The following is a 24,577-nucleotide window of genomic DNA, read 5'->3' on the forward strand; positions in this document are numbered from 1 at the left end:
CCCGTCGAATTGCCGGCTCACTTGGATGTCAGCCGACCCAACGGGTGGCGGCCGTCCCCGAGGACGGCTCGGGCCGCGTTCCAGGCGGTGCTGTCGATGCCCAGGGCGTGACGCACGTAGGCCAGGGTGACGTGCCGGACCAGGGCGACGCGCGCGGGGTTCTCGTCGGTGGTCTCGGCCGCGTCGTAACCGGAGATGCCACCCAGGAAGTGCTGCGCCCCGAAAAGGGTGAGCAGGCTCTTGTCGCCGGGGCTCAAGGTGTAGGGATCGGTGGTCCATTCGGGTCCCCGGGTCGTCAGCGGCAGGTCGTCCTCGTCCCCGGCGACCACCAGGGCGGGTGCGGTGAGGCGGGAGAAGTCCTGCTCGCGCAGCCAGGGCAGCTGGGCGTGCGCGAAGGGCGTCAGGTGGTCCCCGCCCGCCCCCGCCGTGGCCAGCAGCACCCCCGCCATTACGCGCGGGTCGGACAGGTCCTCGGCGACTCCGGTCAGCGGGTCGGTGACGCGTAGGCCCAGCAGGATCGCGGCGGTCTGGCCGCCGAAGGAGTGCCCGGCGACGGCGACGCGACCGCGGTCCAGCCGCCCGGCCAGTCCCGGTACGGCCGCTTCGAGGGCGTCGAGCTCGTCCAGCAGCCGCTTCAGGTCCTCGACCCGGTGGCGCCACATCCGGGGCCTGCGCGGATCGTCCGCGGCGAGGCCCACCCTCCGGGAGTCCAGGTGGGTGGCCTGGACGACGGCGCACCCATGGGCGGCCCAGTGGTCGGTCAGGGGCGCGTAGCCGTCAAGGTTCGAGCCGAACCCGTGCGCGAACAGGATGACCGGCAGGTCCTGGCCGGTGACCGGAGCGGACACGCGCACGTGCAGGTCCGTGCCCCGCGACGCGGAGGGCAGCACGACCGGCTTGACCGAGACGATCGGCGTGGCGGGGGGAGAGGCCAGGGCGGCGACCAAGGCGTCGTGGTCGTGCCCGACAGGTGCTTCTGCGGCCTCGGGCTCGGGAGTGGTCATGAGCTTCGTTCCTCGTGTCGTTCGTACGGTGCGGCGCGGGATGGTGCGACGGCGGAAGGCGGAAGGCGGAGGGCGGAACGTGGACGGCGGACGTCCGGTTCGCCCGTGCCCGGGTACGCTAAAACCTCACGTCGACGTGAGGGGCAAGGGCAGGGGGCGTCCCGGCGAGGAGGGACCCGTGCGGATCGGTGAGCTGGCCGCCAGGGCGGGCGTGAGCGTTCGGGCCCTGCGGTACTACGAGGAGCAGCACCTGCTGACGCCCGACCGCAGCCCCAGCGGCCAGCGCCACTACCCCGAGGCCGCCGTCGAACAGGTGCGGGTCATCCAGCAGTTGTACGCCGCCGGCCTGTCCAGCAGGACCATCGTCGCGCTCCTGCCCTGCGTCGTCGACGGCCTCGCCACCCCCGAACTCCTCGCCCGCCTCGCCGCCGAACGCGACCGCATCGACGCGCAGATCGCCGAGCTGACCGCCACGCGCGACCGCCTCCAGTCCGTCATCGGCGGCGCCACGGACACCCTGCTCACCGGCCGCCCCTGCCGCACCGCGAACTGATCGCACCGCACGGGTAGTTGACCGCACCGCATCGAGAGCTGACCCCACCACGCCGCGCGCACCGGCAGCGCTCGCAAGAAGTCGAAACCGTTCGACGGTCCAATCCCTGTACGCGATCGGCACACCGGTGTACGTTCTCGGGCCGACGGCCTTTTGGGAGCGCTCCCATTCCGCTCCCGCCGTGATCTCTCCGGTTCGCTTCGCTTCGCACGAGCACGAGGAGGAACGTTGAAACGCACTTTGGCCCTCCTGGCCACCTGCGCGACGGCCCTGGGTCTGATGACCCTGGCCGGCCCCCAGGCGGTGGCCGCCACCGGCTGCAAGGTCGACTACACGGTCACCAGCCAGTGGCAGGGCGGCTTCCAGGCCGGGGTGAAGGTCACCAACCTGGGCGACCCGGTCAGCGGCTGGACGCTCAAGTGGACCTGGCCGGACGGCGGTCAGAAGGTCACCCAGGGGTGGAACGGCACCTGGTCGCAGTCGGGTTCCACGGTCAGCGCCACCAACGTCGACTGGAACCGCGCGCTGGCCACCGGCGGCAGCGCCGACCTGGGCTTCACCGGCACCTTCACGGGCAGCAACCCCAAGCCCGCCGCGTTCACGCTGAACGGCGTGGCCTGCACGGGCACCGTCGGCGGCGACACCCCGACCGACCCGGGCACCCCCGGCAACCCGGGCACCGGCACCCCCGTGGGCGTCAACGGACAGCTCAAGGTCTGCGGCGTCAACCTGTGCAACCAGTACAACCGCCCCATCCAGCTGCGCGGCATGAGCACCCACGGCATCCAGTGGTTCAGCAAGTGCTACAACAGCGCCTCCCTGGACGCCCTGGCGACCGACTGGAAGGCGGACCTGCTGCGCATCGCCATGTACGTGCAGGAGCAGGGCTACGAGACCGACCCGGCCGGCTTCACCAGCCGCGTCAACAGCTACGTCGACATGGCCGAGGCCCGCGGGATGTATGCGCTGATCGACTTCCACACCCTCACCCCGGGCGACCCGAACTACAACATCGACCGCGCCAAGACCTTCTTCGCGTCCGTCGCCGCCCGCAACGCCGCCAAGAAGAACGTCATCTACGAGATCGCCAACGAGCCCAACGGCGTGAGCTGGACGGCCATCAAGAGCTACGCCGAGCAGGTCATCCCAGTCATCCGGGCCGCCGACCCGGACGCCGTCGTCATCGTCGGCACCCGCGGCTGGTCCTCGCTGGGCGTCTCGGACGGCTCCAGCGAGGCCGAGGTCGTGAACAACCCGGTGAACGCGTCCAACATCATGTACGCGTTCCACTTCTACGCCGCGAGCCACAAGGACAACTACCGCGCCACGGTGAGCCGGGCGGCGGCCAAACTGCCGCTGTTCGTCACCGAGTTCGGCACGGTGAGCGCCACGGGCGGCGGGTCGCTCGACCGGTCGAGCACCACGGCCTGGCTGGACCTGCTCGACCAGTTGAAGATCAGCTACGCCAACTGGACGTACTCCGACGCCAATGAGAGCAGCGCGGCCTTCAAGCCGGGCACCTGCGACGGCGGCGACTACAGCAGCAGCGGTGTGCTGACGGAGTCCGGTGCGCTGGTCAAGAGCCGGATCAGCACCGCCGACACCTTCCCGACCAGCTGACTCGCCCGCACACCGGACGACCCGTACGACGCGCTCACGCACCGGCGTACGGACGCACCACCCCACTGGGAGCGCTCCCAAGAGAAGGGGGCGCTCCCGCCCGCCCCTTCGCCCCACCGGAGGTATGCATGCGTACCCTTCTCCGGCGCTTACTGCGCCGCCCGCGCCGCCCTTGGACGGCCGCGGCGTTCCTCACGGCCGCCGCGCTCCTCGCGTCCGGCTTCACCGTCCTGTCGGCCAGCGGCGCCGAGTCCGGCTGCCGGGTCGACTACACCGTGAACCAGTGGACCGGCGGCTACACCGCCCAGCTCAAGGTCACCAACCTCGGTCCCGCCGTGACGAGTTGGCGCCTGACGTGGACGTACGCCGGTGACCAGCAGGTGACCTCGGCGTGGAACGCCACCGTCACCCAGACCGGCAGCTCCGTCGTCGCCGTGAACACCAACTGGAACGGCGCCCTGGCCACGGGCGGCACCGCCGATTTCGGCCTCCAGGGCACCTGGCGCTCGTCCGCCCCGGCACCGGTCGACTTCGCCCTCAACGGCGTGTCCTGCGGTGGCACCGGCACCCCGCCGCCGACCACCGCGCCCCCGACCTCGCAGCCGCCGACCACCCCGCCCCCGAGCACACCGCCGCCCACCACCCCGCCGCCGAGTGCCGACTGCGGTGCGGCCGTGATCTGCTCGGGCTTCGAGGACCAGACCGGCTCCACCCCGTCCGGGGCCTGGCGCTCCACCGCGCCCGACTGCCAGGGCACGGGCACGGCCACCGTGGACACCGCGGTCGCGCACGGCGGGGGCAAGTCGCTGCGGGTCGACGGCAGGGCCGGCTACTGCAACCACGCCTTCGTCGCCGCCACCGCCGACCTGTCCTCCGTCGGCCCGGTGATGTACGTACGCATGTGGGTACGGCACACCACCGCGCTGCCCGCGGCCCACGTCACGTTCGTCTCCATGCCCGACTCCTCGCAGGGCGGGCGGAGCCTGCGCGTCGGCGGCCAGAACGGCGCCCTGCAGTGGAACCGGGAGACCGACGACGCCACCCTGCCCGCGCAGAGCCCGACCGGCGTGGCCCTCAGCAGGCCGCTGCCGACGGGGAGTTGGCAGTGCCTGCGGTTCGCGATCGACACGTCCGCGCCCAAGCTCGACACCTGGCTCGGCGACGAACAGGTCCCGGGCCTGCACGCCGACGGCGTCCCCACCCAGGACGTCGACCAGCAGTGGCTGGCCCGCACCACCCCGCCCCGCCCGACCGCCCTGCGCCTGGGCTGGGAGAGCTACGGCACGGGCGACGACACGCTGTGGTTCGACGACGTGGCGGTCGGCTCGTCACCGATCGGCTGCTGACCGGTCGGCCACCAGCAGGAAGGAGCCGGTCCGACCGCAGCCGGGGGAAGCCGGCCGACCACCGGCAGGGGGAGCCGGCCCGACCGCGGGCCGGCTCCTTCGCGGCGTCCGCCCGCCGTGAAGGGACACCCGTACTGCGTCATACTTCTCCGATGAGCAGGCGCACTTCCCCGACCAGCCCGCAGATCACCATCCGGCGGGCCGTCGCGAAAGACGCCAAGCGGCTCACCCGGCTCGTGCGGGGCTCCGGTGCCTACGCGGGGCAGTTCGCGAGCGCGGTCGCGGGCTACCGGGTCGGGCCCGACTACATCGAGGCGCACCGGGTCTTCGTGGCCGTCGGGGGCGGCGAGCACGAGGGGCGGGTCCTCGGGTTCTACGCGCTCGTCCTCGCGCCCCCGGAGCTCGACCTGCTGTTCGTCGCCGACGACGTGCAGGGGCTGGGGATCGGACGGCTGCTCGTGGCACACATGCTGTCCGAGGCCCGTGCCGCCGGACTCGACCACGTCAAGGTCGTGTCGCACCTGCCCGCCGAGGACTTCTACCACCGCGTGGGCGCCGTGCGCACCGGGACCGCGCCCGCGAACCCGCCCGCCGTGCCGTGGGACCGTCCCGAGTTCGAGTTCCGCGTGCTTTGAGCGTGGTGAAGCCCTCCGGCCCCGTAAAGACCGGGGTCGCGTGAGGATCGGGCGGCGTGGCCGAGGCGTGGCTCGGTTCAGGGTTCACGGTTCACGAATCGCACGGAAGAGTGGTTTACCGCTGCCGCAGGGCCCCGCCCCACCCCGGGGGTCTTCCATGGAGTGAGTGGCGCCGGCCGTGACGCGACGGGACGGATGTGGAGATGCGCGAGCGAGTAGCACCCCCTCCCCGCCTCGGTGACCATCCGGTCGGGGATGCGGTCACGCTGTGCAGCCCCGACTGGGTCCAGGCCGAACGGCAGGTGAGGTCCTGGGCGGCGCGGCACGGTATCGACGCCGGCGTGGGAGAGGCGCGACGGCTGGCACGGACGGGGCACGGGCGCATGGCCGGGTGGCTGGCTCCCCTGGCCGGCCCGGTGGAGCTGGCCCTGCTCGCGCAGTGGAGCGCCTTCATCGTGTCGGTCGACGACGGGTTCGACCGGCACGGCCAGTCACCCGCCCAGGTCCGCACCGTGCTCGACCAGCTCGTGGACGTGCTCGACAGCGCGGACGGAACCCGGTACCCGGCGTCGGCACCACCCGCGGTGCGCGCGCTGGCCGACCTGTGGGAACGCACCAGGATCGCCGCCCGGCCGGGCTGGCGGCACCGCTTCTGCGCGCTGTACCGGGACTTCGCCGACGCCACCTGCACCGAGACGCAACGGCGCGCCCGCGGCGTGCGGACGGAGCTCGACGAGTACCTGGCGCTGCGCCGCCGCACCATCACGGTGCTGCCCGTGCTGGCCCTGGTCGAGCGGGCCCTGCCCCCGGCGGCCGAACTGGACGGGCTGCGCGACGCGGCCGCCGACATCATCGCCTGGACCAACGACCTGAGGTCCGCGCCGCGGGAGGAGGACGAGGGCACCGAGAACCTCGTCGGCGTACTGGCCCGCCACCACCGGTGCGGCCGGTCCGAGGCAGCGGCCCGCGCCCGCGCCATGCTGGCCGAGCGCATGGACGACTTCGACCGCGCCGCGCACGGCGAGCGGGCCGCGCCGATCCGACGGGTGCGGGACGGGTCCCTCGCCTGGCAGCGGGAGACCCACCGCAACGCCACCGCACCCGGCACCACCGCCGAAGGGCGTGACCGCGGCGTCCGCGCACTGGTACGGCACCTGACCGTCGCCATCGACCCGGCCGGCCACGTGGACGACCGGTGCGACAGCCGCGTACTGGAGACCGCGCTGCTGCTGGCCCTGCTGCGCGACCAGGGGGCCGAACCCGGCGAGCAGGAACGGCTCACCCGCTTCCTCGCACATCGCCGGCCCGGCGCGAGCGGGATCGACGCCCTGCTGATCGACGCCTGTCTGGACCCGTCCGCTACGGCCGACCGCGCACCGGACATCGCCTCCGGCCTCTCCGTCGCGGTCAGCAGGGGCACCGCCGGCCGCGGACGCCTGAAGTCCGTCATGCTGAGGACGGTGCTGCACCTGCTGTGCGGCTCGGCTCTGGACGACAGCGACATGCCGGCCCCCGCCGGGCCCGAAGGCATCACCACCTACACCGACGTCCACCTGCTCTCGACCCGGATCATCCACGCGCACGCCTGCGGCCGCCCGCACACGGTCACCGACGCCGAGCGCGACCGCCTGGTCTCGCTCCTGTCCCTCGGGCGCACCAGGATGCTGTGGGAGGCCAGCGCCACCACCCAGCTGCTCGGCCTGCACGCGGTGCGCCTCTCCCGGCCCGGCGCGCCGGTCCTGGAGGACGGTCTGCTGCGGTTGTGTCTCGCCGTCAACGGCGACGACGGCGTGCCGTTCCTGGACAGCCAGGACCTGTGGCTGACGGCCGTGGCGGGCCTGGCGTTCACGGGAGAGGCCGACCTGGCGCCGTACGTCGGCCGGATGGCGGACCTGGTGGCGTCCTGGCAGGCCTCCGACGGAGGCTGGCCGTTCGCCAGCGGCATGCGGCAGACCGATGTCGACACCACCACCCGGTGCATGGAGTTCCTGCAGGCCACCGACCCCGGCCGGTACCGCGAGGCGCTGGACGGGGCGACCACGTACCTGACCGGTGTCGCCGGTCCGGACGGCGGGTTCCCCACCTGGGTGCGCGGTGATCCGCCGGACCTGGACATGACCGCCGGCGCGATCCTCGCGCTGGCTCCCCGGGCGGCGCGGCACGGGCGTCTCCTCGCCGGGGCGCTCGAGTTCGTGCTGAACGCGCAGCAGACCGACGGGACGTTCGAGCGGAGCTGGACGGTCAGCGAGTCCAGCGCCATTCTGCGTGCGCTGGACGCCCTGCACGCGGTCCCCGCAGCCGACGCCGGACTCGCCGCCCGGATCGCCGCCGCCACCGCCCGGTCCGTGGCGCGGCTGCTGGACACGCAGAACCCCGACGGCGGGTGGGGCCACCTCCCGGACGACGACAGCGACGTGCTCTCCACCGCCCAGGCCATCCCGGTCCTGGCACGGCACGGTGACCCGCTGTCCGTCAGCCGGGCGGTCGCGTACCTGCTGCGGCAGCAGGACGCCGACGGCGGCTTCACCTCGCCGCCCGATCAAGTCGGCCCCCGCCCACTGCCGTTCGACTACCCGGTGCTCACCGACATCCACGCCCTGTCCGCCCTGCGCAGCGCCCGGGTGCCCGCCGTCGTCACCGACCGGACGGTCCCCGGACCGCCCCGCTCGTCCCGCCCACCTCGCTCATCGGGCCCGGCCACCCCGTCCCCTACGAACTGGTCAGCTCTGGAAGCCGGCCTGCGGGGTGTGCTGCTCCGGCCGGAGCAGGCCGCCTACGAGCAGGCCCGCCTCCTGGTCAACCAGCGCTTCGACCACGTCCGCCCGCAGGCGATCGCCTACCCGGCCGACGTCCACGACGTGGTGGAGTGCGTGCACTTCGCCCGGACCACCCGCGTCCCGCTGGCGCTGCGTTCCGGCGGGCACAGCTACGCCGGATACTCCACCGGCCCCGGGCTCGTACTCGACACCAGTGCGCTGAACTCCGTCACGGTGGGCGGCGGTCGGGCGCTTTTCGGAGCCGGCGTCAAGGGGCTTCAGGCCCACCAGGCACTGGCCGCCGCCGGAGCCGGGCTGCCGCTCGGCCGGTGCCCCACGATCGGTCTGGCCGGGGTCACCCTCGGCGGCGGGCTGTCCGCGTTCACCCGGGCGTGGGGCCTGGCCTGCGACCACCTGCGCGAGGTCGAGATCGTCACCGCCGACGGCCGCATCCGCCGCGTGCGCGCCGACTCGCCGTCGGGCGGGGACGACCTGTTCTGGGCCCTGTGCGGGGGAGGCGGGGGCAACTACGGGGCCGTCACCGCCATGGAGTTCGCCACCGAGGACATCCGCGACCTCAGCTGCACGCGCTTCCTGGTCAGCTGGCCCACCACCGACACGGCCGCCGTCATCCGGGGCTGGACCCTCTGGAACGCCGACCCGGCGACCCCCCGCTCGGTCACCTGCGCCTTCGAGCAGCTCAGCGACTCCGGCGCACCCGGCGTGCCCACGGTGACCGGAACCTTCCTCGGGACGCCCGGTGCCCTCGAACCGGTGCTGGACCACCTGGCCGCCGCGGTGGGCCGGGCGGAGACCGGCCGCGTGGTCGTCCCCTGTGACTACTCGCGGGCTGCCTGCGAGGCGGACCGCTGGGGAGGCGGCACCCTGGGGGCCCGGGTCGCCTTCGCGGCCAAGTCGCACATCGTGCGGGAACCGCTCGGCCCGGCGGCAGCGGCCGGCATGGCCGCGGCCCTCGAGCAGGCGCACCGCTTCACCGGCGTGGGCGGGGCGAGCGGCCTGCTCATCGACGCCCTCGGGGGCGCCGTCGGCGACCGGCTCCCGGGCGCGACCGCCTTCCCGCACCGGACCGCCGTGGGCGTCGTGCAGTACCACTCCTACTGGCACGAGTTCACCGATCCCGCGCACGTCGACCGCCGGCTGGACTGGCTGCGCGACGTCCACGCCACGATGCGGCCGCACCTCGGCACCGGTGGCTACACCAACGGCATGGACCCCGAACTCACCGACTGGCAGGAGGCCTACCACGGCGACAACTACCCGAGGATGCAACGCGTCAAGGCGGCCTGCGACCCCGGGGAACTGTTCACCTTTCCGCAGGCGGTCGGGCGGTGAGGACCGACCACCGGGTGCGCGCAGGGGGCGGACCGTGTCACTGGGCGTCCGCCGGCGCTTCGTCGCCCTCCCGCGGTTGCCGTACGGCGGGGGCGGGCGGCGCGAAGCTGGTCCAGGCGGTGCGGGCGGGCAGCGGATGGACGGTGCGGCCGGCGATCGCGTTGAGGATCACGGCGGCCCGGTGGGCCCCCAGGCCGAGGTCGGGTGTGCCGACGCCGTGGGTGTGCAGCTCGGCGTTCTGCACGTAGAGGCCGCCGGTGAGGGCGGGCCGGGTGGCGACCCGGTGGTCCAGGTCGACGCGGTGGCGGCCCTGCTCGTCCCAGTCGATCAGGTGGGCGATCGGCTCGAGGACCGGGGGCCGGACCGCGCGGTACCCGGTGGCGAGCACCACCGCGCCGGTACGGACCACGCTCCCGGTCGCGGAGTCGCCGTGCCGGCAGCGCAGCTCGACGGTGCCGTCCGGGGCGGCGGTGGCCGCCACCACCGCTGTACCGGGGACGATCTCGACCGGCTCGGCGTGGACCGGCCGTCCGACGGTGCGCTCGTAGAGGTGGTCGTGGATCTCGGCGAGGGTCTCGGCGCTGGCCGCCCTGTACAGCTGCCACTGCTCGGCGACCAGGCGGTCGCCCGGCCGCGGGCAGGGCGTGGAAGCAGCGGGTGTAGTCGGGGGTGAAGTGCTCCAGGCCGAGCTTGGAGTACTCCATCGGGGCGAACGCGCGGGTCCGGGTGAGCCAGCGCAGCCGGGTGCCGTCACCCGGCGCGGGTGCGCAGGAGGTCGAGGAAGACCTCGCCGCCCGACTGGCCCGAGCCGAGGACCGTGACGTCCCGGACGCCGTCCAGGGTGGCGCGGCGCGGTCCAGGTACTACGGCGCGACGTCGGCTACCTCGAGCGCGGCTTCCACGGCATGACGCTCGGCGCGCTCGCCGTGACCGCCAGCCCGGCCAAGCGCGCGGGGGCCGGCGTCCCGCTGCCGCACACCGTGCAGATGCCCTACGACGACCCCGCCGACGACGACGAGCGCGCGGTCACCCGGCTGGTACGGGCCCTGGACTCCGCGGCCGCCGACGGTCCGCCGGGGGTACAACCCGGCGTTCGTCACCGCCACCCGCGCCCTGGAGGTCTTCTGGTCCGACGGCGCGCTCCAGGCCCGGACGGCCCTGCTGGGCGAACGGGTGCGCCGTTCCCTCACCGGGACGGCCCGCCGGCACGGGCTCGCCGCTCCCCGCGGGCGGGGCCTGGCCTGGGGGCTGCCCCTGGAGCGCCCGGGTGCGGCCCAGGAGGTCTGTGACGCGGCGTACCGGGCGGGCCTCCTCGTGGAGACCGCGGGTCTCGCGGGAGAGGTGGTCGAGCTGCTGCCGCCGCTCACCGTGACGGACGGGCAGCTGGAGCGGGGACTCGCGGTGCTCGACGAGGCCGTCGCGGCCGTGGCCGGTACCCGGGGCCCGACGGCCTGACCGGAGCCGCGCGGTGTCCTTCCGGGTGCTGGGTGCCGGGCCCGCACCGGGCGGGCGCCCCGGTTGCCCGGGTCCGCTGGGGCGTGCGGGGCTGCGGCGCACGCCGGGCGCCGCCCCCCAGGAACGGGGGATGCCCAGTTGGGAGGCCGGACGGGGTCGGCCGTCGAGTCGGTTCGGGTCCGCATCACCCCGCTGCGCGGCAATCACCCGAAAGTGATCTGGCGAAGCCCTTCCGCCCCCACGGCTAATGGGGTCCGAGCGGCAACCGTCCGTACGGGCGGTCCGGTACGGGTGAAGGGACGACGATGAGCACTCCTCAAGGAGCGGACGCGGGTCACGACGATTCAGCCCCTCCCATCAAAACGGTCGCAGGAACCGGGGTCGCCGGGTCCACGGGCGACAACGACAGCGCCCGGGCGGCGCAGCTGAACCGCCCGTACGGGGTCGCGGTGGACAGCACGGGCACCGTCTACGTGTGCGAGTTCAGCGGTCACCGGGTCCGCAGGATCACGACCGACGGGAAGATCACCAACGTCGCCGGGACCGGCCGCGCCGGGTTCAGTGGGGACAACGGGCCCGCCGCCTCGGCCCAGTTGAACTCGCCGCGCGAAGTGGCGGTGGACAGCGCGGGTGCTGTCTACATCGCCGACGCCGGCAACCACCGGGTCCGGAAGATCACCCCTGACGGGACGATCAGCACCGTCGCCGGCACGGGCGCCGCGGGCTTCGGCGGCGACGGCGGACCCGCCACCGCTGCCCGGCTCAACGGCCCGTTCGGCGTGGCGGTGGACAGCACGGACACGCTGTACCTCTCCGACTACTACAACCACCGGGTCCGCAAGGTGACCCCTGACGGGACGATCAGCACCGTCGTCGGCAACGGGACCGGGGCGTACAAGGGTGACGGCGGCCCGGCGGCTGCGGCCCAGCTCAACGGCCCCCACGCGGTGATGACGGACGGCTCCGGCAACCTCTTCATCGCCGACTACAGCAATCAGCGCGTCCGCAAGGTCTCCGCCGACGGGACCGTCAGCACCGTGGCCGGCACGGGTGCCGCGGGGTTCAGTGGTGACGGCGGTCCGGCCACCTCGGCGAAGCTGAGCGGCCCGACCGGGCTGGCGATGGACAGCTCCGGTGACCTCTTCGTCGCTGACTACGGCAACCACCGCGTCCGCAAGGTCTCGGCCGACGGGACGATCAGCACGGTGGCCGGCACGGGCGCCGCAGGGTTCAGCGGTGACGGCGGCCTGCCGGCCTCGACCCAGTTGAACAACCCGATCGCGCTCACCGTGGACTGCGTCGACACCCTCTACATCGCCGACTTCGCCAACAACCGCGTCCGGAAGATCGCGTCGGCGAAGCTGTCCGGGCTGCCCGAGTCGGGCACCGTGGTCTCCTGGGCCAACGTCCGCAGCAGGCTGCGGATGGGCGTGCACCAGGAGTCGGCCAGGGACGGGGCGGAGATCCACCAACTGCTCGCCTCGTCCAGGGACCACCAGCGGTGGCGGCTCATCGCCTCGGGCCAGGACGACGGTGAGGTCCTGTACCGGATCGAGAACGTGCGCAGCGGCAAGGTGCTGGAGGTCGCCGACGCGCAGCAGCGGGCGGGGGCGGTGGTCGCGCAGCGTGCGTACGAGGGCGGTGACGCGCACCACCAGCACTGGAGGCTGATCCCGGTCGGCTCGCAGAACGGCTCCGCGCGGGTGTACGAGATCGCCAACCGGCACAGTGGTCTGCTGCTGCGGGTCGACACCAACGCCCGCACGGTCATCAAGCAGCACCGGGCAGAGGGCGACCACGGGGGCCGCCAGTGGCAGATGCTGCCCGTATAGCGCGAGAGGGGGCAGGGGCGGCCTCGCCCCTGCCCCCTCCGGGGCGACCGCGGCCCTACTCGGAACGGGACGGCTTCTCCGCGGACGCCTTGGGCGCCTTGGGGGCGTCCGGGGCCTTGGGGGCGTCCGGGGTCCTGGGCGGCTTGGTGAAGTCGTCCTTCTTCGGCCTGCTCGCCAGGTCCTCGTCCTTCTGGAGGTCGCCGTGCTCCTGCACCGTCGCACTCGCCTCCCGCATGCCCGCGGAGGCCGCCTTGGTGACCGAGCCGGGGTCCTGGGCGTACTGCGACTGCGCTCCGGCGGAGGTCTGGGTGGTCTGGATGAGGGAGCCGAGGAAACCCAGGACCGCCCGTGCCTCGGGCGACGTCTCCTGCACGACCTTCGAGCGGGAGGAGGCGCCGTGGATCGCGTTGTGGAACAGGCTCGTGCTCGTGTCGTCGTACGTGTCGTCGGCGCTGTCCTCGAAGTCGACGCCCTCACCCGGCTGGGGCTTGGCGCTGTCGGTGGTCACGGAGAAGAGCCCTGCGCCCTTGCCCGCGGTGCTGAAGATGTTGTCGAACACCATGGTCGTCACCTCTGGTCGTCGTCATGGCGGCGCCGCCGCGCGGTCAGGGCTGCTTGTAGAGCGTCTGCTGGCTGACGGTCAGTGCTTCGACGTCAAGCACCGTGTGGTGGACGTCCAGGGCGGAGACGACCTCGGCGAGTCCCTTCATGCGGAAGCCACCCGGCGTCAGGTCGATGTCCTCGATGTCGCGGGCGACCAGCCCGCTGAGTCCGGGATAGGTGCCGGGCTGCGGAGGAGACAGCACCGTCACCGGCACGGCGTACTGCACCGCGATCAGTCCGGAGAAGGTCACCGGGATCTCGTACGTGTACTGCTTGCGGGTGCGCCGCTGCGTGACGATCGTCTGCACGCGGGAGTTCGCCGGCACCTTGCCGGAGATCTGCGACTTGGAGGCCCAGCTGGTACTCAGGGAACCACCCACGGTGGCCGCGATGCCCAGGGCCAGCTGGGCGTTGAGCGACGCGTTGCCGGTGGCGCTGCCCGAGGTCGTGAACCCCACCGAATTGGTCATCCCGTTCGACGAGGAATTCGTCGCCGAGCTGCTCGCCGACGTCTCGGTGGTATTGGCGTTGTCGACCCCGACGCTGTCCTTGCTGTTCTTGTTGGTCACGGTGTTCGCGTTCTTGTTCGCCGTCCCGTTCTGGCAGGACGCCTGCAGCTGCGACTGGAGGTCCAGGCGCAGCTGGTTCTGCAACTGCAGTTGCAGCGAGGCCCCGACACTGCCGCCGAAAGTGAGCTTGGCGTCCCCGTGCAGCGACCACGTCACCCCGTTCGAGACGGTGAAGTCGACCGAGTCGCTGAAGCTCATCTCGGACTGGCTGCGATTGACGTAGGAGCGGGTGGAGAAGGTGTCGGGCGGGGGCTGGCCGATGTCGCCCCGCACCTCGATCAGCGGCTCCCCGAGATTCATGTAGGCGAGCCAGCCGAGCTGGAACGCGGTCCCGGTGAAACTGCCGAAGCTCGACTTGTTCACGGAGAACCCGACGGGCTTGTGCTTCACGCCCGAAGGGTCGACGTAGACCAGGTTGGGGTGGTTCATGATCGACTGCCAGGACTGCTCGATGTTGAGTTCCCGGAGGTTCTTCTTCGTCAGCGGCTGACGCTTGGCGTCCACCAGGCTGTACGCGGTGGAAGGCATCTACCCGTCCTCGACTAATTCCGGCCGGAGCGGCGCCGGCCGAAAAGGCAGGTGGAAAGAGGATGGAAATGTTCCATGTCCTCGATAGTCGAATTTAGCACTCGGCATAACGCTACGGAATACGCGCCTGTGCACAGCACTCATTCGAGTGACCGATATCTGGAAATCGCCTTTGCCTGGCGAGAATTCGATCCTCGATCCGCTTTTCGTCACCCGATCGAAGACTTTTCGGCGAGGGCATTCTTCAGTAGCTTTGAAAAGCCCGCTGTATCAAGCGTGTGAGGCCTTTGTCCTCCACAGGAACAGGTGAGGTTTCGCGATGTACACCCAAGAACGCGCGACGGTGTCCAATCTGGTCGTCGGCGGCCCGGTGGCGGTGAACAGCTACGACAACGCGATCGTGGCGGCCCTGGTCGAGAACCGGCCGGTCATGCTCGTCCACGCCTTCAACGGCGGCTACCTGCGGCCCGTCGAGCTGAAGGAGGAGAGCCACGACAAGGGGGTCAAGCTGTCCACCGCGCTCGACCCGGCCACCAAGGAGGCCAAGGGCCACCTCTGGTACATCACCCCGGCCGGCTTCTTCGGACAGCGTCCGCTGTACGTCCTGGAGAGCGCCGCGGGACAGGTGTCACCGAAACCCCCCGCCGCGGGGGCGGCCGACGGCGGCCGCGGTGACGACGGTGCGCCCAAGCCTCGGCGCAGGCGCGTCACCGTCCACCAGGAGGCACCCAAGAGCACGGCCGACGGCGTCCAGGTCGGTCTGCCCGACAAGGTCGGCGACAAGTGGCGCGGGAAGAACGGCGCCCTCGAGGACACACAGCTCTGGATCGTCACGGTGACGCCCTGGGGCGGGATCACCTTCGTCCCGATCACCCACCCGGACACGATCCTGGGCTTCAAGGACCACGCGGTGGCCGCCGACAGCGAGGTCCGCGTCACCTACAACTGGGGTGGGGACTTCACCGGAACGGTCATCAACACCTTCTACCCCCGCCTGCCCAGCGAGTGGGACGTCCCCTACCACCACGTCTTCACGTGAGGGCGTTCCCCACCGTCCCCCACCCGTTCCGGGCCGACGCCCGCACTGCCTGGAAGAGGCACCAGCATGCCCCTGCCCATGGAAGAACTGACGTTCCACATCGTCCACGCCGCCACGGGGAGGACCCTGTGTGCCGAGGCCGGCCCGGGCGGAGCGCTCGTCGTCCGCGACCTCTCCGACGGTGACCCGCCCGCCGAACCGTGGCAGCTCACGCCCGTGCCCGCCGGACCGGGCGGGCGACCCGACGACGACCCCGTCCACGTGATCCGCGGCGCGGCCGGTGGCAAGGTGCTCGAGAACCCCGCTGCCGCGGACCGCGGCGTGCGCCAGGCGAACGCCGCCGCGGGGAAGAAGGCACAGCAGTGGCGCGTCGTCCCCGTCCAGGGCGAGGCGGGCCTCTGCTTCCTCGAGACCGCGACCGACGGCACCGTCCTCGACCTCGCCGACCCCGGAGCGGACGGCTCCCGGGTCGTCCTGCGCGCGTACGACGAGAACGCGGCGAGCCAGCGCTGGCGGTTCGTCACCGTCGCACCCGAGCGCACCAGCGACCTCGTGCTCGGCTGGGACCGGCTGGACCACTGGAACGGCCGCCGGTCCTGGCGCCTGGCTCGCACGACCGCGGTGCGCCCGGCACCCGGCGCGGCGCCGTCCTTCAGCGACCTGCTGCTCGTCCTCGAACGCTTCGGCAGCGACCAGAGCGCCGGCGGCTGGGCCGGCGCCGCAACCGGCCGCGCTCCCGACGGACGCCCGGGTGGGTGGGCCGGGCTCGGCGCGCGCTTCCTCGCCGACACCGCGGGCGCGGGCCGGGCGGACATCGTGGGGATCAAACCCGCGAAGGGCGCGGTGACGGCGGCCGGCCGGGGCGACGGCACGTTCGACGACGACGAACGCGTCCTGCACCAGCCCCCGCCCTCCCCGAAGCCGGCCGACCTGTGGGCGCTCGTGGACATGACGGGTGACGGCACGCCCGACGCCGTCACGCTGAGCGCCGACGGGGTCCGCGTGTCCCCCCAGGACGGCAGCGGGACGTTCCGGCCCGCGGGCGGCACCCCCGCCGTCAAGGCGTTCGGCCACGACCAGCAGGCCGGCGGATGGCTCGCCGACCGGCACCCCCGGTTCCTCGTCGACACCACCGGCGACGGCCGGCGCGACATCGTCGGCTGCCACGACGACGGCGTGTGGATCTCGCTCCAGGACGAGGCGGGGACGTTCGCGCCGCTCCCCGGGGAACCGGCCCTCCGGGCGTTCGGCGCCGGCGAGAAGGCGGGCGGGTGGCTCGTGGAGAAGCACCCCCGCTTCGTCGTCGACACCACCGGCGACGGACGCGCCGACCTCGTCGGGTGCCACGACGACGGCGTGTGGGTCTCGCTCCAGGACGAGGACGGCACCTTCGCCGAACCGCTCTACGTCCTCGACGACTTCGGGACCGACCAGGGGTGGGAGTCGGTCCAGGAGCACCCCCGGTTCCTCCTCCGCACCACCGGTGACGGGGAGGTGGACGTCGTCGGGTTCGGCCCGCAGGGCGTCGTCGTCTCCCGGGGACGCGGTGACGGCACGTTCGGGCCCTCGCAGCTCGTCCTGAACGACTTCGGGCAGGCGCAGGGCTGGACCGGCGGCAAGCACCTCCGGTTCCTCGCCGACGTCACCGGCGACGGCACCCCGGACGTCGTCGGCTTCGGTGACGAAGGTGTCTGGGTGGCGCACAACCGCGGCGACGGCAGGTTCGACCAGGCCCAACTGGTGTGCCGCGGCTTCGGGTACGGCGACGACGCGGGCGCCTGGCGCGTCGACCGGCACCCCCGCTTCCTCGCCGACGTCACCGGCGACGGACGCGTCGACATCGTCGGCTTCGGCGGCCCGGGGGTGTACGTGGCCCGCAACCTCTTCCGCCGGTTCCGGACCCGGTAGCGGCCGGGGGCCCGGGCGGTCGTACGGCGCCGTGCGCGGACCGGGAGGTGTTCGGCCTGGCCGGCCCCGTACGGCCGCAACCCTCGTTGGAGGGGCGGTCACGAGTCGTGAGAAGGTCTGGGGCGTGAGTGAGACACCCCCGAACACCCTGCAATACCGCTTCGACGGGCCGGAAGACGCCCCGGTGCTGATCCTGGGTCCCTCACTGGGCACCACCTGGCACAGGTTGTAAGGGCCGTCCACGAGGGTCCAGGGCAGTCCATGACGGGCACGTAATGCCAGGTCAGGGCCACCTGGTCCGGGTGAGCCGACGCAGTCGGTGATAGGCGTGTGAGAGCGGCGTTCGACGAAAGCCCCGTCGACGCGGCCCGGGGGGACTTGCAAGCAGTGGGTTGCAGCGTCTGGCGTTGGCGCGTCGCACTCGGTTGTCCTCTCTCGTAGCACCCGAATCAAGGACGCGGCGACGACAAGCGTCGTACGGTCGATGCGCAGCACGTGACCCCGGAACTCCCCGCGACGAACCATGCCGTCTTGTTTGCTTCTGCACACCTGTCGGCTTGCTCCGACTGGCGTGCTGCGAAGATGGGGACGTGATACGACGGCGCTCCGCCGGCTTGCTCCAGCGCGACGTCGTCGTTCAGTTGGTCAAGACGGATTGGTGCTTGTACTGGCGGCGCCGCGTCCGCGTCGGCAGCGAGGTGATGGTCAACGCGGTTGGCGGTAGGGCGGCCGCCGGTGTTGGTCCGAGCACTCGCGCATCTCGCACCTGTGCCTCCGTTGGAGGCTAAACCGGCCTATGGGCACTTCCTCAGGTCGGCACTTCAACAGGGGCCCGGAAGGGTGAGAACGGCTGACTCGGTTCAGCCCTGTGGTCGTCGGGACGCAGTGGAAATGGAATGAGAAGGGCCTGCGGAGCGACCTACGATCGTCTGTCATGGGTGTATACGCGAGCCGGAATCGGACGGATGCGGCGCCGAAGCGGGCGGCCGAGCCACAGGCCGAGTTCTTCGAGAGGGTCGCCGGTCCGTTCTGGGACCAGGTTCGGGACGTGATCAACGAATGGTGGTCGCGCTTCCCGGACCAGGCTCGACCCGGCCTGCTCAGCCGGCTGCGGGACCGAAACTCCGACACGAACGTCTACTCTGCGCTGTGGGAGTTGTACCTGCACGAGATGTTGCTAGGTTCCGGTTGCAGCGTGGAGGTTGAGCGGCAGACGGGAACGGGTGGCTATAAGCCCGACTTCCTGGTTACACGCGGCAACGCGCAGTTCGTCATCGAGGCGATCTGGAAAGCTCAGAAGCGTGACGCTGGGTCTTACTCGCTCCCACCGCAGTTGAGCGATGCCATCGATCGCTTGCCGAGTCCGAACTTCTTCGTATCATGCGAACTGCACAGCGCCGGTACGGCAACGCCGCCGCAGAGACGACTAAAGTCCGGGCTGACGCGATGGCTTGCAAGCTTGGACCCCGACCAGGTCATCGCCGAATATGAGCGTAAGGTGCCGCTTCCCAGTCACACTTGGCAAGAGGCTGGCTGGTGCCTCACGTTTCAAGCGATCCCCCGCAGCCCAGGCAAACGTGGCAATCCATCCAGCAGGACAATCGGTGTCTACCCCTCGGCATGGGCGGTCGAGGACGGATCGGAGCGAGTGCTCCACGCCGTCACACACAAGGGTGGGAAGTATGGTGACCTGGACCTGCCATTCATAGTGGCGCTAGGCCGTGCAGCCGACTTCCCCGAAGATGAGGACATCGAGAGAGCGCTGTACGGGAGTACGGTCGAGTACGCTTACGACAGCGGATCGACTTTCACCCGCAAGCCCGATGGCTACTGGAGTGCCACCTACGACCATGCCCACAGCCGTGTCAGCGGCGTGCTCGTCGTGAATAACCCGGCACCCTGGACCTGGACGAAAAACACTCCCGTTCTCTGGCAAAGCCCGGATCCCGCCTCGCTTCCTGCCCCCATCTTCCCTAGCTGGGCAACCGCGCAACTGGTTGGGATCCAGGTCGAGCGCCAGCCCGCGATACGCTCCGTCCACACCGCTCTCGGTCTGCCGGAACGCTGGCCGACCGGCGACGCCTTCCCCCGGAGTGACCCGAGATGACGGCAGCGGCACCGTCAGTCCGACAGCGGCACCCCGGTGAGATCACTGGGGAGGCCGCTCGACCGGGTTCGGGGGGGGCATCCGTCGTGCACCGAGTGGACGCTCTGATCGGCCAGCCGACGCTGTGCCGCATTCGAACGAAGTGGCTTGCGGTCGCGGGCCGAAGGCTGGGAGGCCGATGTGGCTTGCGGACGGGTACTTGCTCGCCGGGCCGCACTTTAGACTGCGACCGCTCCGAAATCTGACGATCTTCTGGAGGGTGTGCAGGATGAACCGAGCTCTCATGACCGCATTGGCGGCAGCAGCGTTGGTAGTGTCCGGGGGCAGCACCACCGCCTCCGCTTCCGATGCCCCGCCGCGAACCACGCACGGTCCTTGCCAGTACGCCCAGACCCCGGATGAGCCGGCGGCGCGGCGGGTTCCCCTGCCGCCTGACCCGCGGCACACCCCCAGTCACGGCACGGTCGATATGTCTGTCCCGACCAGCCAGGGCCCGCTCCCGCTGCGCCTGGACCGGGCGAAGGCGCCGTGCACGATCCAGAGCTTCCTGCACCTGGCGCGGCACCGGTTCTACGACCGCACGGTGTGCCATCGGCTGACGGCGTATCCGACGCTGAAGGTCCTGCAGTGCGGCGACCCGACCGACACTGGTGAGGGCGGGCCGGGGTACGAGTACAAGGACGAGCTGCCGGTGGACCTGCCGCCGGCACCGAGCGATCCGACCGGTACCCGTCGCCTTTACGGGCGCGGTTTGCTGGCGATGGCCAACGCCGGACCGAACACGAACGGTTCGCAGTTCTTCGTCGTCTACGGCAACTCCGCCCTGCGCCCGAACTACACGGTGTTCGGCACAGTCGGTGCCGCCGGCCTGAAGACGCTCGACAAGATCGCTGCTGGCGGAATCGAGCCAACTACTCAGGACCCGGCGCCTGTCGACGGCACGCCCGTGCTGCGGACCGAACTGCTCAGCGTCCGGCCGTCCTGCCGGCCCTGATGAACTGCGGTGCGATCACTATGGGTCCAGCTACGTGCCTGGCCTCACGGTGATCTGACGCCTCAAACGATATGCCGTCGGCGAGGTCTTCAACCTGGTCAGGACGGTATCCACCGACCCTCCGTTATAGGGGCGTCCGTCACTCAGGTCCTCGCCATCATTCAGCGACTGGTCAGCACCAATCCGGACCTGCCGATCGCTGCTGACGTCCTTGTGAGCGTCCCCCAGACTGACCGGAATGCCGCGCGCTCAACAGTCCTCTGCTTCATCGAACGGATCCCGGGTCACTAACTCCGCCCGATAGCCCTGGTCCTTTGATGTGAAGACTCCACCCGCATCTACCGTTGAGGCCGGCTCACGGCGTCCACAACGGGGAAACCCAGTGCGGTGTCGATGAGTCAGCCAGCAATGACGTCACACCCCCGGGGACACCGAGCCTGCCTAGGGCCCAGTCGAGCGTGGCACCTTCGGCATCGCACATTCTGGCAATCACGTTCGTCTGTTCAGGTAGAAGGATCCTTCGGGGGATCACGATCGTCTCGCGGACCCGATCGAGGGGCAGTCCCCGTCGGAACCCCTGTGCGACGGGGCGGTGCGCGTCCTCGTCCAGCGGGAGCGGCAGGCGTCGGCGGGCCGCGTTCGAGACGATAATCCCAGCGACGTGGACGTACTCGCCCAGGAGTGGCCCGAACAGTTCTGCGAGCGCGTCGGTCTTGTCAACGAGCGACATCTCGGCGAAAGGCATCGGGAGGTGGAAGAGGCCGCTATGGTCCTCCACCCAGATCCACGCGGTGCCCGCTCCTTGTGTCTTGGCGCATTTGCCCCGTACCTTGCCCACGAGCCGCTTGCCCTGGTCGCTCTCTACGATGTCCCCGGTCAGGGTGGTGCCATGGGGAGCCGTTCCGGGGTGGACGGTCAGCCGCCTCCCGGCGCTGCTGAGGACATCGACTGCGGCTCCTGAGACCGCGCACTGTTGGGCGGCCTCCTCGGTCCGCTTCTTCCATGTCTCGAAGGCGTCGCCGTTGAGGAGTTCGGGAAGGTCGCCTTCCCAATAGATGTCGCGGTCCCTGTCCAGGGTGAGTAGGTGCATTTGGCAGCTCTGGCGGAACCTCTCGTAGTCCTGGAGCTTCTGGTCCTCGGCGAAGGTGACGACCTCGATGAAGACCGGGCCAATACGGACGTCGCCGGGGCCGCCGCTGGCTTTTGCTGGCTCCAGCTCGACCGGGAGTCCGTGGGTCGCCCCCATGAGCGCGAGACGTGCCTGCGTCTGGGTGTGCAGAAACCGGGACAACGTGACGTCACGGCGGGCAGCCCGCTTGAGCGTGGCAAAGCCGGGCACCCCGGCTTCTTCCAGGTAGGCGCATGCGGCCCACCACCGGACCGCCTCCACCCATGCTCCCCGCTCGGCTCCGGTCATGATTTGGAGTACTGGTGCGGCCCGGCCCAGACCGACGAAGGTGTCGCTGGCCCTGCCCGAGGTGGGGGAGGGGGTCACGGCCTTGGGCAGCCAGCGGCTGTCGAAGAACGCGGTGAGGCCGGCCACCGCGCGCGCGGTCACTTGGTGACCCGCGGGGGAGAGATAGTCGGCGCCCTCCGGGCAACCGAACCATGCCTCCCAGTCGATTGCCCGGAGGCCCTGGTCGATCGCCAGCCATATCTCTCTGTCACGAGGGTGCATGCCCGTCAGCATGAAGGACTCGCAGACGAGGACGCGGGTATTTTTGCGAAGTGCGGCACCTTCTGCGAGGCAGCCCCTGGATCAGTCCTTGTCCGGTGCTCACACCGCAGCGACAGCGGACAGTGAAGTGGGAGGCGTTCCCGGTACGCCCCGCTATACGGGCTCCATGACACGACGAAGTCCCGCCGGGCTCGGCGGGGCTTCTGCGCGCAGGGCTATGACGGAGTGCAGTGGCTGGTGCGGGTACCTTTGTACTCCGGCTCTTCGCTTTCGAGCACGCGGAGCAAGGACGCAGTGACCAAGCGTCAGATTTGCGAGCGCACCCGCCCACCCGTCATACCCGGGAGCGATCGGTGGTCGTGTCGCCTGCTACCTCATCATTTGCCGGGCGAGTCGGAGGAGGGCCTGGGTGTGAGTCTTTCCTCGGGCTCGGCAGCGGTCGTAGTAGGTGCGGGAGGCGGGGTCGTGGAGGGCGGGAACCGCCGAGAGGAACATCCCGCGTGTGAGCTGTCGGTTCCCTGGGGGCGCGTGTGCCGTGGATGGAGGTTCCCGAGGATTTGGTGGCCGGTGGGAGGCCGGCGTAGGAGGCCAGGTGGGCGGCGCTCGGGAAGCTGCTGCCGTCGCCGACCATGACAGGGCAGTCCGGGAGAGTGCTGGCGACGAGAGCCCCGACGGCAATGGCTTCGGCCCCGTCTCCGCCATCGGACGCGGTCTCCCGACTCCGTGACTCGCTGGAATGCCCGGCCCAGCACGTCGATGACCTGCTGGTGGGTGAGTCCTTCGAGTTCATCGACGAAGTCTGCGGCGAGGTCGCTGTCGAACGGGCCCGGTTCCACACGTTCCCATGCATGGCTCCTGATACGGCTGTCTCGGACGAAGGCATGGTTCCAGGAGCCACTGACATCGGTCACGGGGCGAGGAGGACCCGCTTGCGGAGCAGTGCGAAGCCGGCGCGGCCGAACATCTGGCGCTTGAGCATCTTGATCCGGTTGACGTGTCCCTCGACGACGCCGGAGTTCCAAGGCAGGTCAGGCTGGCGATGACTGCGTCGCGGTCTCGGTCGATGTTGGCTGCGAGAGTGTGGAGGCTGGGAAGGTCGTCCTGGCGGACGGCGTCGAGCCACTGCGGGAGCCGTTCGCCCTGGCGCTCGGTGAGCATGTGGGCGAAGGACCGGACGTGACCTGTCAGGGCATCGAGTTCGGGGCAGTTGGGCCAGGATGGTCTTGAGCCGGAGCTGTTGTGGGCGTACGGCCTCTGGTCCCCAGTTGCGTACGGGCGAACGTCCTCAGCCGTTAGGCCACTTCGGTCTCTCGCTCGATGGCCTTGAGGCGGTTCTTCAGCGTGTAGCTGGGGCCGTTGATGGAGATCACGTCGCAGTGGTGGAGGAGTCGGTCGAGGATGGCGGTGGCGAGGACCTCGTCGCCGAAGACTTGGCCCCACTCGCTGAAGCAGGTCGGTGGGGTGAAGCTCACCAGGGAGGCAGCCCGCGACCGGGTGAACGCCGGCGTCCTCGTGTTCCGCCGGACCGTGTCCTATTGGAGCGAAGCTGGGAACCACTGGGTGACTTCCGTCCTCCAGGTTCCCGTATACATCGGCCGCTCACGCGCGACGGTGAAGGGCCAGGTCATCTCTCCTCGATCAATGGGTGACGACAGCGAAGAGCCTCACCGCTGTGGACGTAAGGTGTGGCTGTGGGAGGCAAACAGTCGGGGGGGTGGACTTGTCTCTTCGGTTGGTTGAGGCGGCGTTGGATGAAATAGCGGCATCCGTGAGGTTGAGGGCGTTGCCCGGGCCGTCGTCCCATACGGCGCTGGCCGTGTCTGGGGTCGAGTCGCCAGAAGTTGCGAGGAGTCTCGGCAGGGTGCTGGTGGGCCTACTCCTCGGCGCGGTGAGATGCAATGTCAGTCTTGCAGCCGCTCTTCTCGTGGGCGGCGCGGACGATCGGGAACAGCTTGCGGGCGACGTGATTGACCTGATCGGGGCAAACAACTCATTCGTCACTGACGGTGAGATCCTCTTCCGCGACACGAAAAGGAACGCATGGCTTGCTGAGGGCCTGCTCCATGTTCTTCTGGTCTTGCAGAACCGAGATCCCGGAGAGCTTCTTGGTGGACGTATTCACGCGCTGCGTCAGATGCATCCCATTCCGACCCAGCAGGGCTTCGACGCCGTTGCTCTTTACGTGCATGGGGATGTGCTGTCTCTAGCGATAGGGGAGAGTAAAGCGTCCCGTCTCGATGGCAGCGGGCAGTTGACTCAAGCAGCAAAGATATTCAAGAGCCTTGATTCAGGGGATCATCTGCGTCACTTGAGGCAGGAGCTTATGGCGCTGGAAGGATACCTTTCACCCGACCTCGTCGGGCAAGTGGCCAATTCAGTTTTGAAGCAACGGTGTTACGTTCCGTCTATCGTTCATGAATCTCCCTTCGACGCAAGGAGGGACCGTGTCACTCTGAAAGAATTGACTCCTCCGCGCGACCACAAGCGGCTTTTGGTAATCCGTCTGCAAGACTTTCATGGATTCTTTGATTCTGTCGCTGATGCCATGCGGGAAGCCGTAGCGGAGATTGTGGTGTGACGTGTTTAATCGCGGGATA

The 24,577-nt window shown here is 70.3% G+C and carries 17 protein-coding genes and 2 pseudogenes; 12 read left to right on the forward strand and 7 right to left on the reverse strand.

The features are described from left to right. Positions 1-17 precede the first annotated feature (17 nt). A complete protein-coding gene (locus AQJ30_RS06570) occupies positions 18-1,004 on the reverse strand; it encodes an alpha/beta hydrolase family protein (protein WP_107119498.1) in 987 nt (328 codons plus the stop codon). 178 nt (positions 1,005-1,182) lie between these two features. Between AQJ30_RS06570 and AQJ30_RS06575 the strand changes: the two genes are divergently transcribed. The 5 genes from AQJ30_RS06575 to AQJ30_RS06595 all read left to right on the forward strand — a co-directional run bounded on the left by AQJ30_RS06575 (position 1,183) and on the right by AQJ30_RS06595 (position 9,267). Beyond that, a complete protein-coding gene (locus AQJ30_RS06575; RefSeq protein ID WP_067229803.1) occupies positions 1,183-1,557 on the forward strand; it encodes a MerR family transcriptional regulator in 375 nt (124 codons plus the stop codon). 228 nt (positions 1,558-1,785) lie between these two features. Then, a complete protein-coding gene (locus AQJ30_RS06580; protein WP_067229806.1) occupies positions 1,786-3,177 on the forward strand; it encodes a cellulase family glycosylhydrolase in 1,392 nt (463 codons plus the stop codon). A gap of 128 nt (positions 3,178-3,305) precedes the next feature. Further along, positions 3,306-4,523 carry a cellulose-binding domain-containing protein gene (locus tag AQJ30_RS06585; RefSeq protein ID WP_067229807.1) on the forward strand — a complete coding sequence of 406 codons (1,218 nt, stop codon included), beginning with the start codon at positions 3,306-3,308 and terminating at the stop codon, positions 4,521-4,523. A gap of 152 nt (positions 4,524-4,675) precedes the next feature. Beyond that, positions 4,676-5,158: a GNAT family N-acetyltransferase gene (locus tag AQJ30_RS06590; RefSeq protein ID WP_067229809.1), complete on the forward strand. Its 483-nt coding sequence runs from the start codon at positions 4,676-4,678 to the stop codon at positions 5,156-5,158. A gap of 383 nt (positions 5,159-5,541) precedes the next feature. Then, the gene (locus tag AQJ30_RS06595) at positions 5,542-9,267 is read left to right on the forward strand and encodes a terpene synthase family protein (RefSeq protein ID WP_067229815.1); all 3,726 of its coding nucleotides are present in this window, start codon (positions 5,542-5,544) and stop codon (positions 9,265-9,267) included. Between the two features lie 37 nt (positions 9,268-9,304). Here AQJ30_RS06595 and AQJ30_RS36550 read toward each other — a convergent pair whose 3' ends face one another. Continuing rightward, complete coding sequence (locus AQJ30_RS36550; protein ID WP_245726853.1) at positions 9,305-9,886, reverse strand: SidA/IucD/PvdA family monooxygenase; 582 nt, start codon at positions 9,884-9,886, stop codon at positions 9,305-9,307. Between the two features lie 539 nt (positions 9,887-10,425). Here AQJ30_RS36550 and AQJ30_RS06610 point away from each other — a divergent pair. Then, complete coding sequence (locus AQJ30_RS06610; RefSeq protein WP_342671621.1) at positions 10,426-10,722, forward strand: PLP-dependent aminotransferase family protein; 297 nt, start codon at positions 10,426-10,428, stop codon at positions 10,720-10,722. Between the two features lie 305 nt (positions 10,723-11,027). Next, on the forward strand, positions 11,028-12,554 hold the full coding sequence (locus AQJ30_RS06615) for an NHL domain-containing protein (RefSeq protein ID WP_067229835.1): 1,527 nt from the start codon (positions 11,028-11,030) through the stop codon (positions 12,552-12,554). Positions 12,555-12,609: 55 nt separating this feature from the next. Here AQJ30_RS06615 and AQJ30_RS06620 read toward each other — a convergent pair whose 3' ends face one another. Together AQJ30_RS06620 and AQJ30_RS06625 are read right to left on the reverse strand one after the other, a co-directional pair. After that, positions 12,610-13,116: a hypothetical protein gene (locus AQJ30_RS06620; protein WP_067229837.1), complete on the reverse strand. Its 507-nt coding sequence runs from the start codon at positions 13,114-13,116 to the stop codon at positions 12,610-12,612. Positions 13,117-13,159: 43 nt separating this feature from the next. Further along, entirely contained in the window at positions 13,160-14,254 is a 1,095-nt protein-coding gene (locus AQJ30_RS06625) for a hypothetical protein (protein WP_067229839.1), read from the reverse strand. Between the two features lie 319 nt (positions 14,255-14,573). Between AQJ30_RS06625 and AQJ30_RS06630 the strand changes: the two genes are divergently transcribed. The 4 genes from AQJ30_RS06630 (at position 14,574) to AQJ30_RS06645 (ending at position 20,302) form a co-directional block, all read left to right on the forward strand. Continuing rightward, positions 14,574-15,293 (forward strand): hypothetical protein, encoded by a 720-nt coding sequence (locus AQJ30_RS06630; RefSeq protein ID WP_067229840.1) that lies wholly within the window; start codon positions 14,574-14,576, stop codon positions 15,291-15,293. Between the two features lie 66 nt (positions 15,294-15,359). After that, positions 15,360-17,201, forward strand: a complete 1,842-nt coding sequence (locus AQJ30_RS06635; RefSeq protein WP_067229842.1) for an FG-GAP-like repeat-containing protein — start codon at positions 15,360-15,362, stop codon at positions 17,199-17,201. A 934-nt stretch (positions 17,202-18,135) separates the two neighbouring features. Continuing rightward, entirely contained in the window at positions 18,136-19,308 is a 1,173-nt protein-coding gene (locus tag AQJ30_RS06640) for a hypothetical protein (RefSeq protein WP_245726825.1), read from the forward strand. 283 nt (positions 19,309-19,591) lie between these two features. Continuing rightward, on the forward strand, positions 19,592-20,302 hold the full coding sequence (locus AQJ30_RS06645; protein ID WP_245726826.1) for a peptidylprolyl isomerase: 711 nt from the start codon (positions 19,592-19,594) through the stop codon (positions 20,300-20,302). A gap of 355 nt (positions 20,303-20,657) precedes the next feature. Here AQJ30_RS06645 and AQJ30_RS06650 read toward each other — a convergent pair whose 3' ends face one another. The 3 genes and pseudogenes from AQJ30_RS06650 to AQJ30_RS06660 form a co-directional block, all read right to left on the reverse strand. Then, on the reverse strand, positions 20,658-21,980 hold the full coding sequence (locus tag AQJ30_RS06650; RefSeq protein ID WP_169808463.1) for a hypothetical protein: 1,323 nt from the start codon (positions 21,978-21,980) through the stop codon (positions 20,658-20,660). Between the two features lie 381 nt (positions 21,981-22,361). Continuing rightward, positions 22,362-22,614, reverse strand: a pseudogene (locus AQJ30_RS36560) (transposase); the annotation flags it as partial. Between the two features lie 658 nt (positions 22,615-23,272). Beyond that, positions 23,273-23,434, reverse strand: a pseudogene (locus tag AQJ30_RS06660) (ATP-binding protein); the annotation flags it as partial. A 407-nt stretch (positions 23,435-23,841) separates the two neighbouring features. Between AQJ30_RS06660 and AQJ30_RS38335 the strand changes: the two are divergent. Further along, complete coding sequence (locus tag AQJ30_RS38335) at positions 23,842-24,558, forward strand: hypothetical protein (RefSeq protein ID WP_159052296.1); 717 nt, start codon at positions 23,842-23,844, stop codon at positions 24,556-24,558. Positions 24,559-24,577: the final 19 nt, after the last annotated feature.

This window comes from Streptomyces longwoodensis, assembly GCF_001514125.1.
Taxonomy (GTDB): Bacteria; Actinomycetota; Actinomycetes; order Streptomycetales; family Streptomycetaceae; genus Streptomyces; species Streptomyces longwoodensis.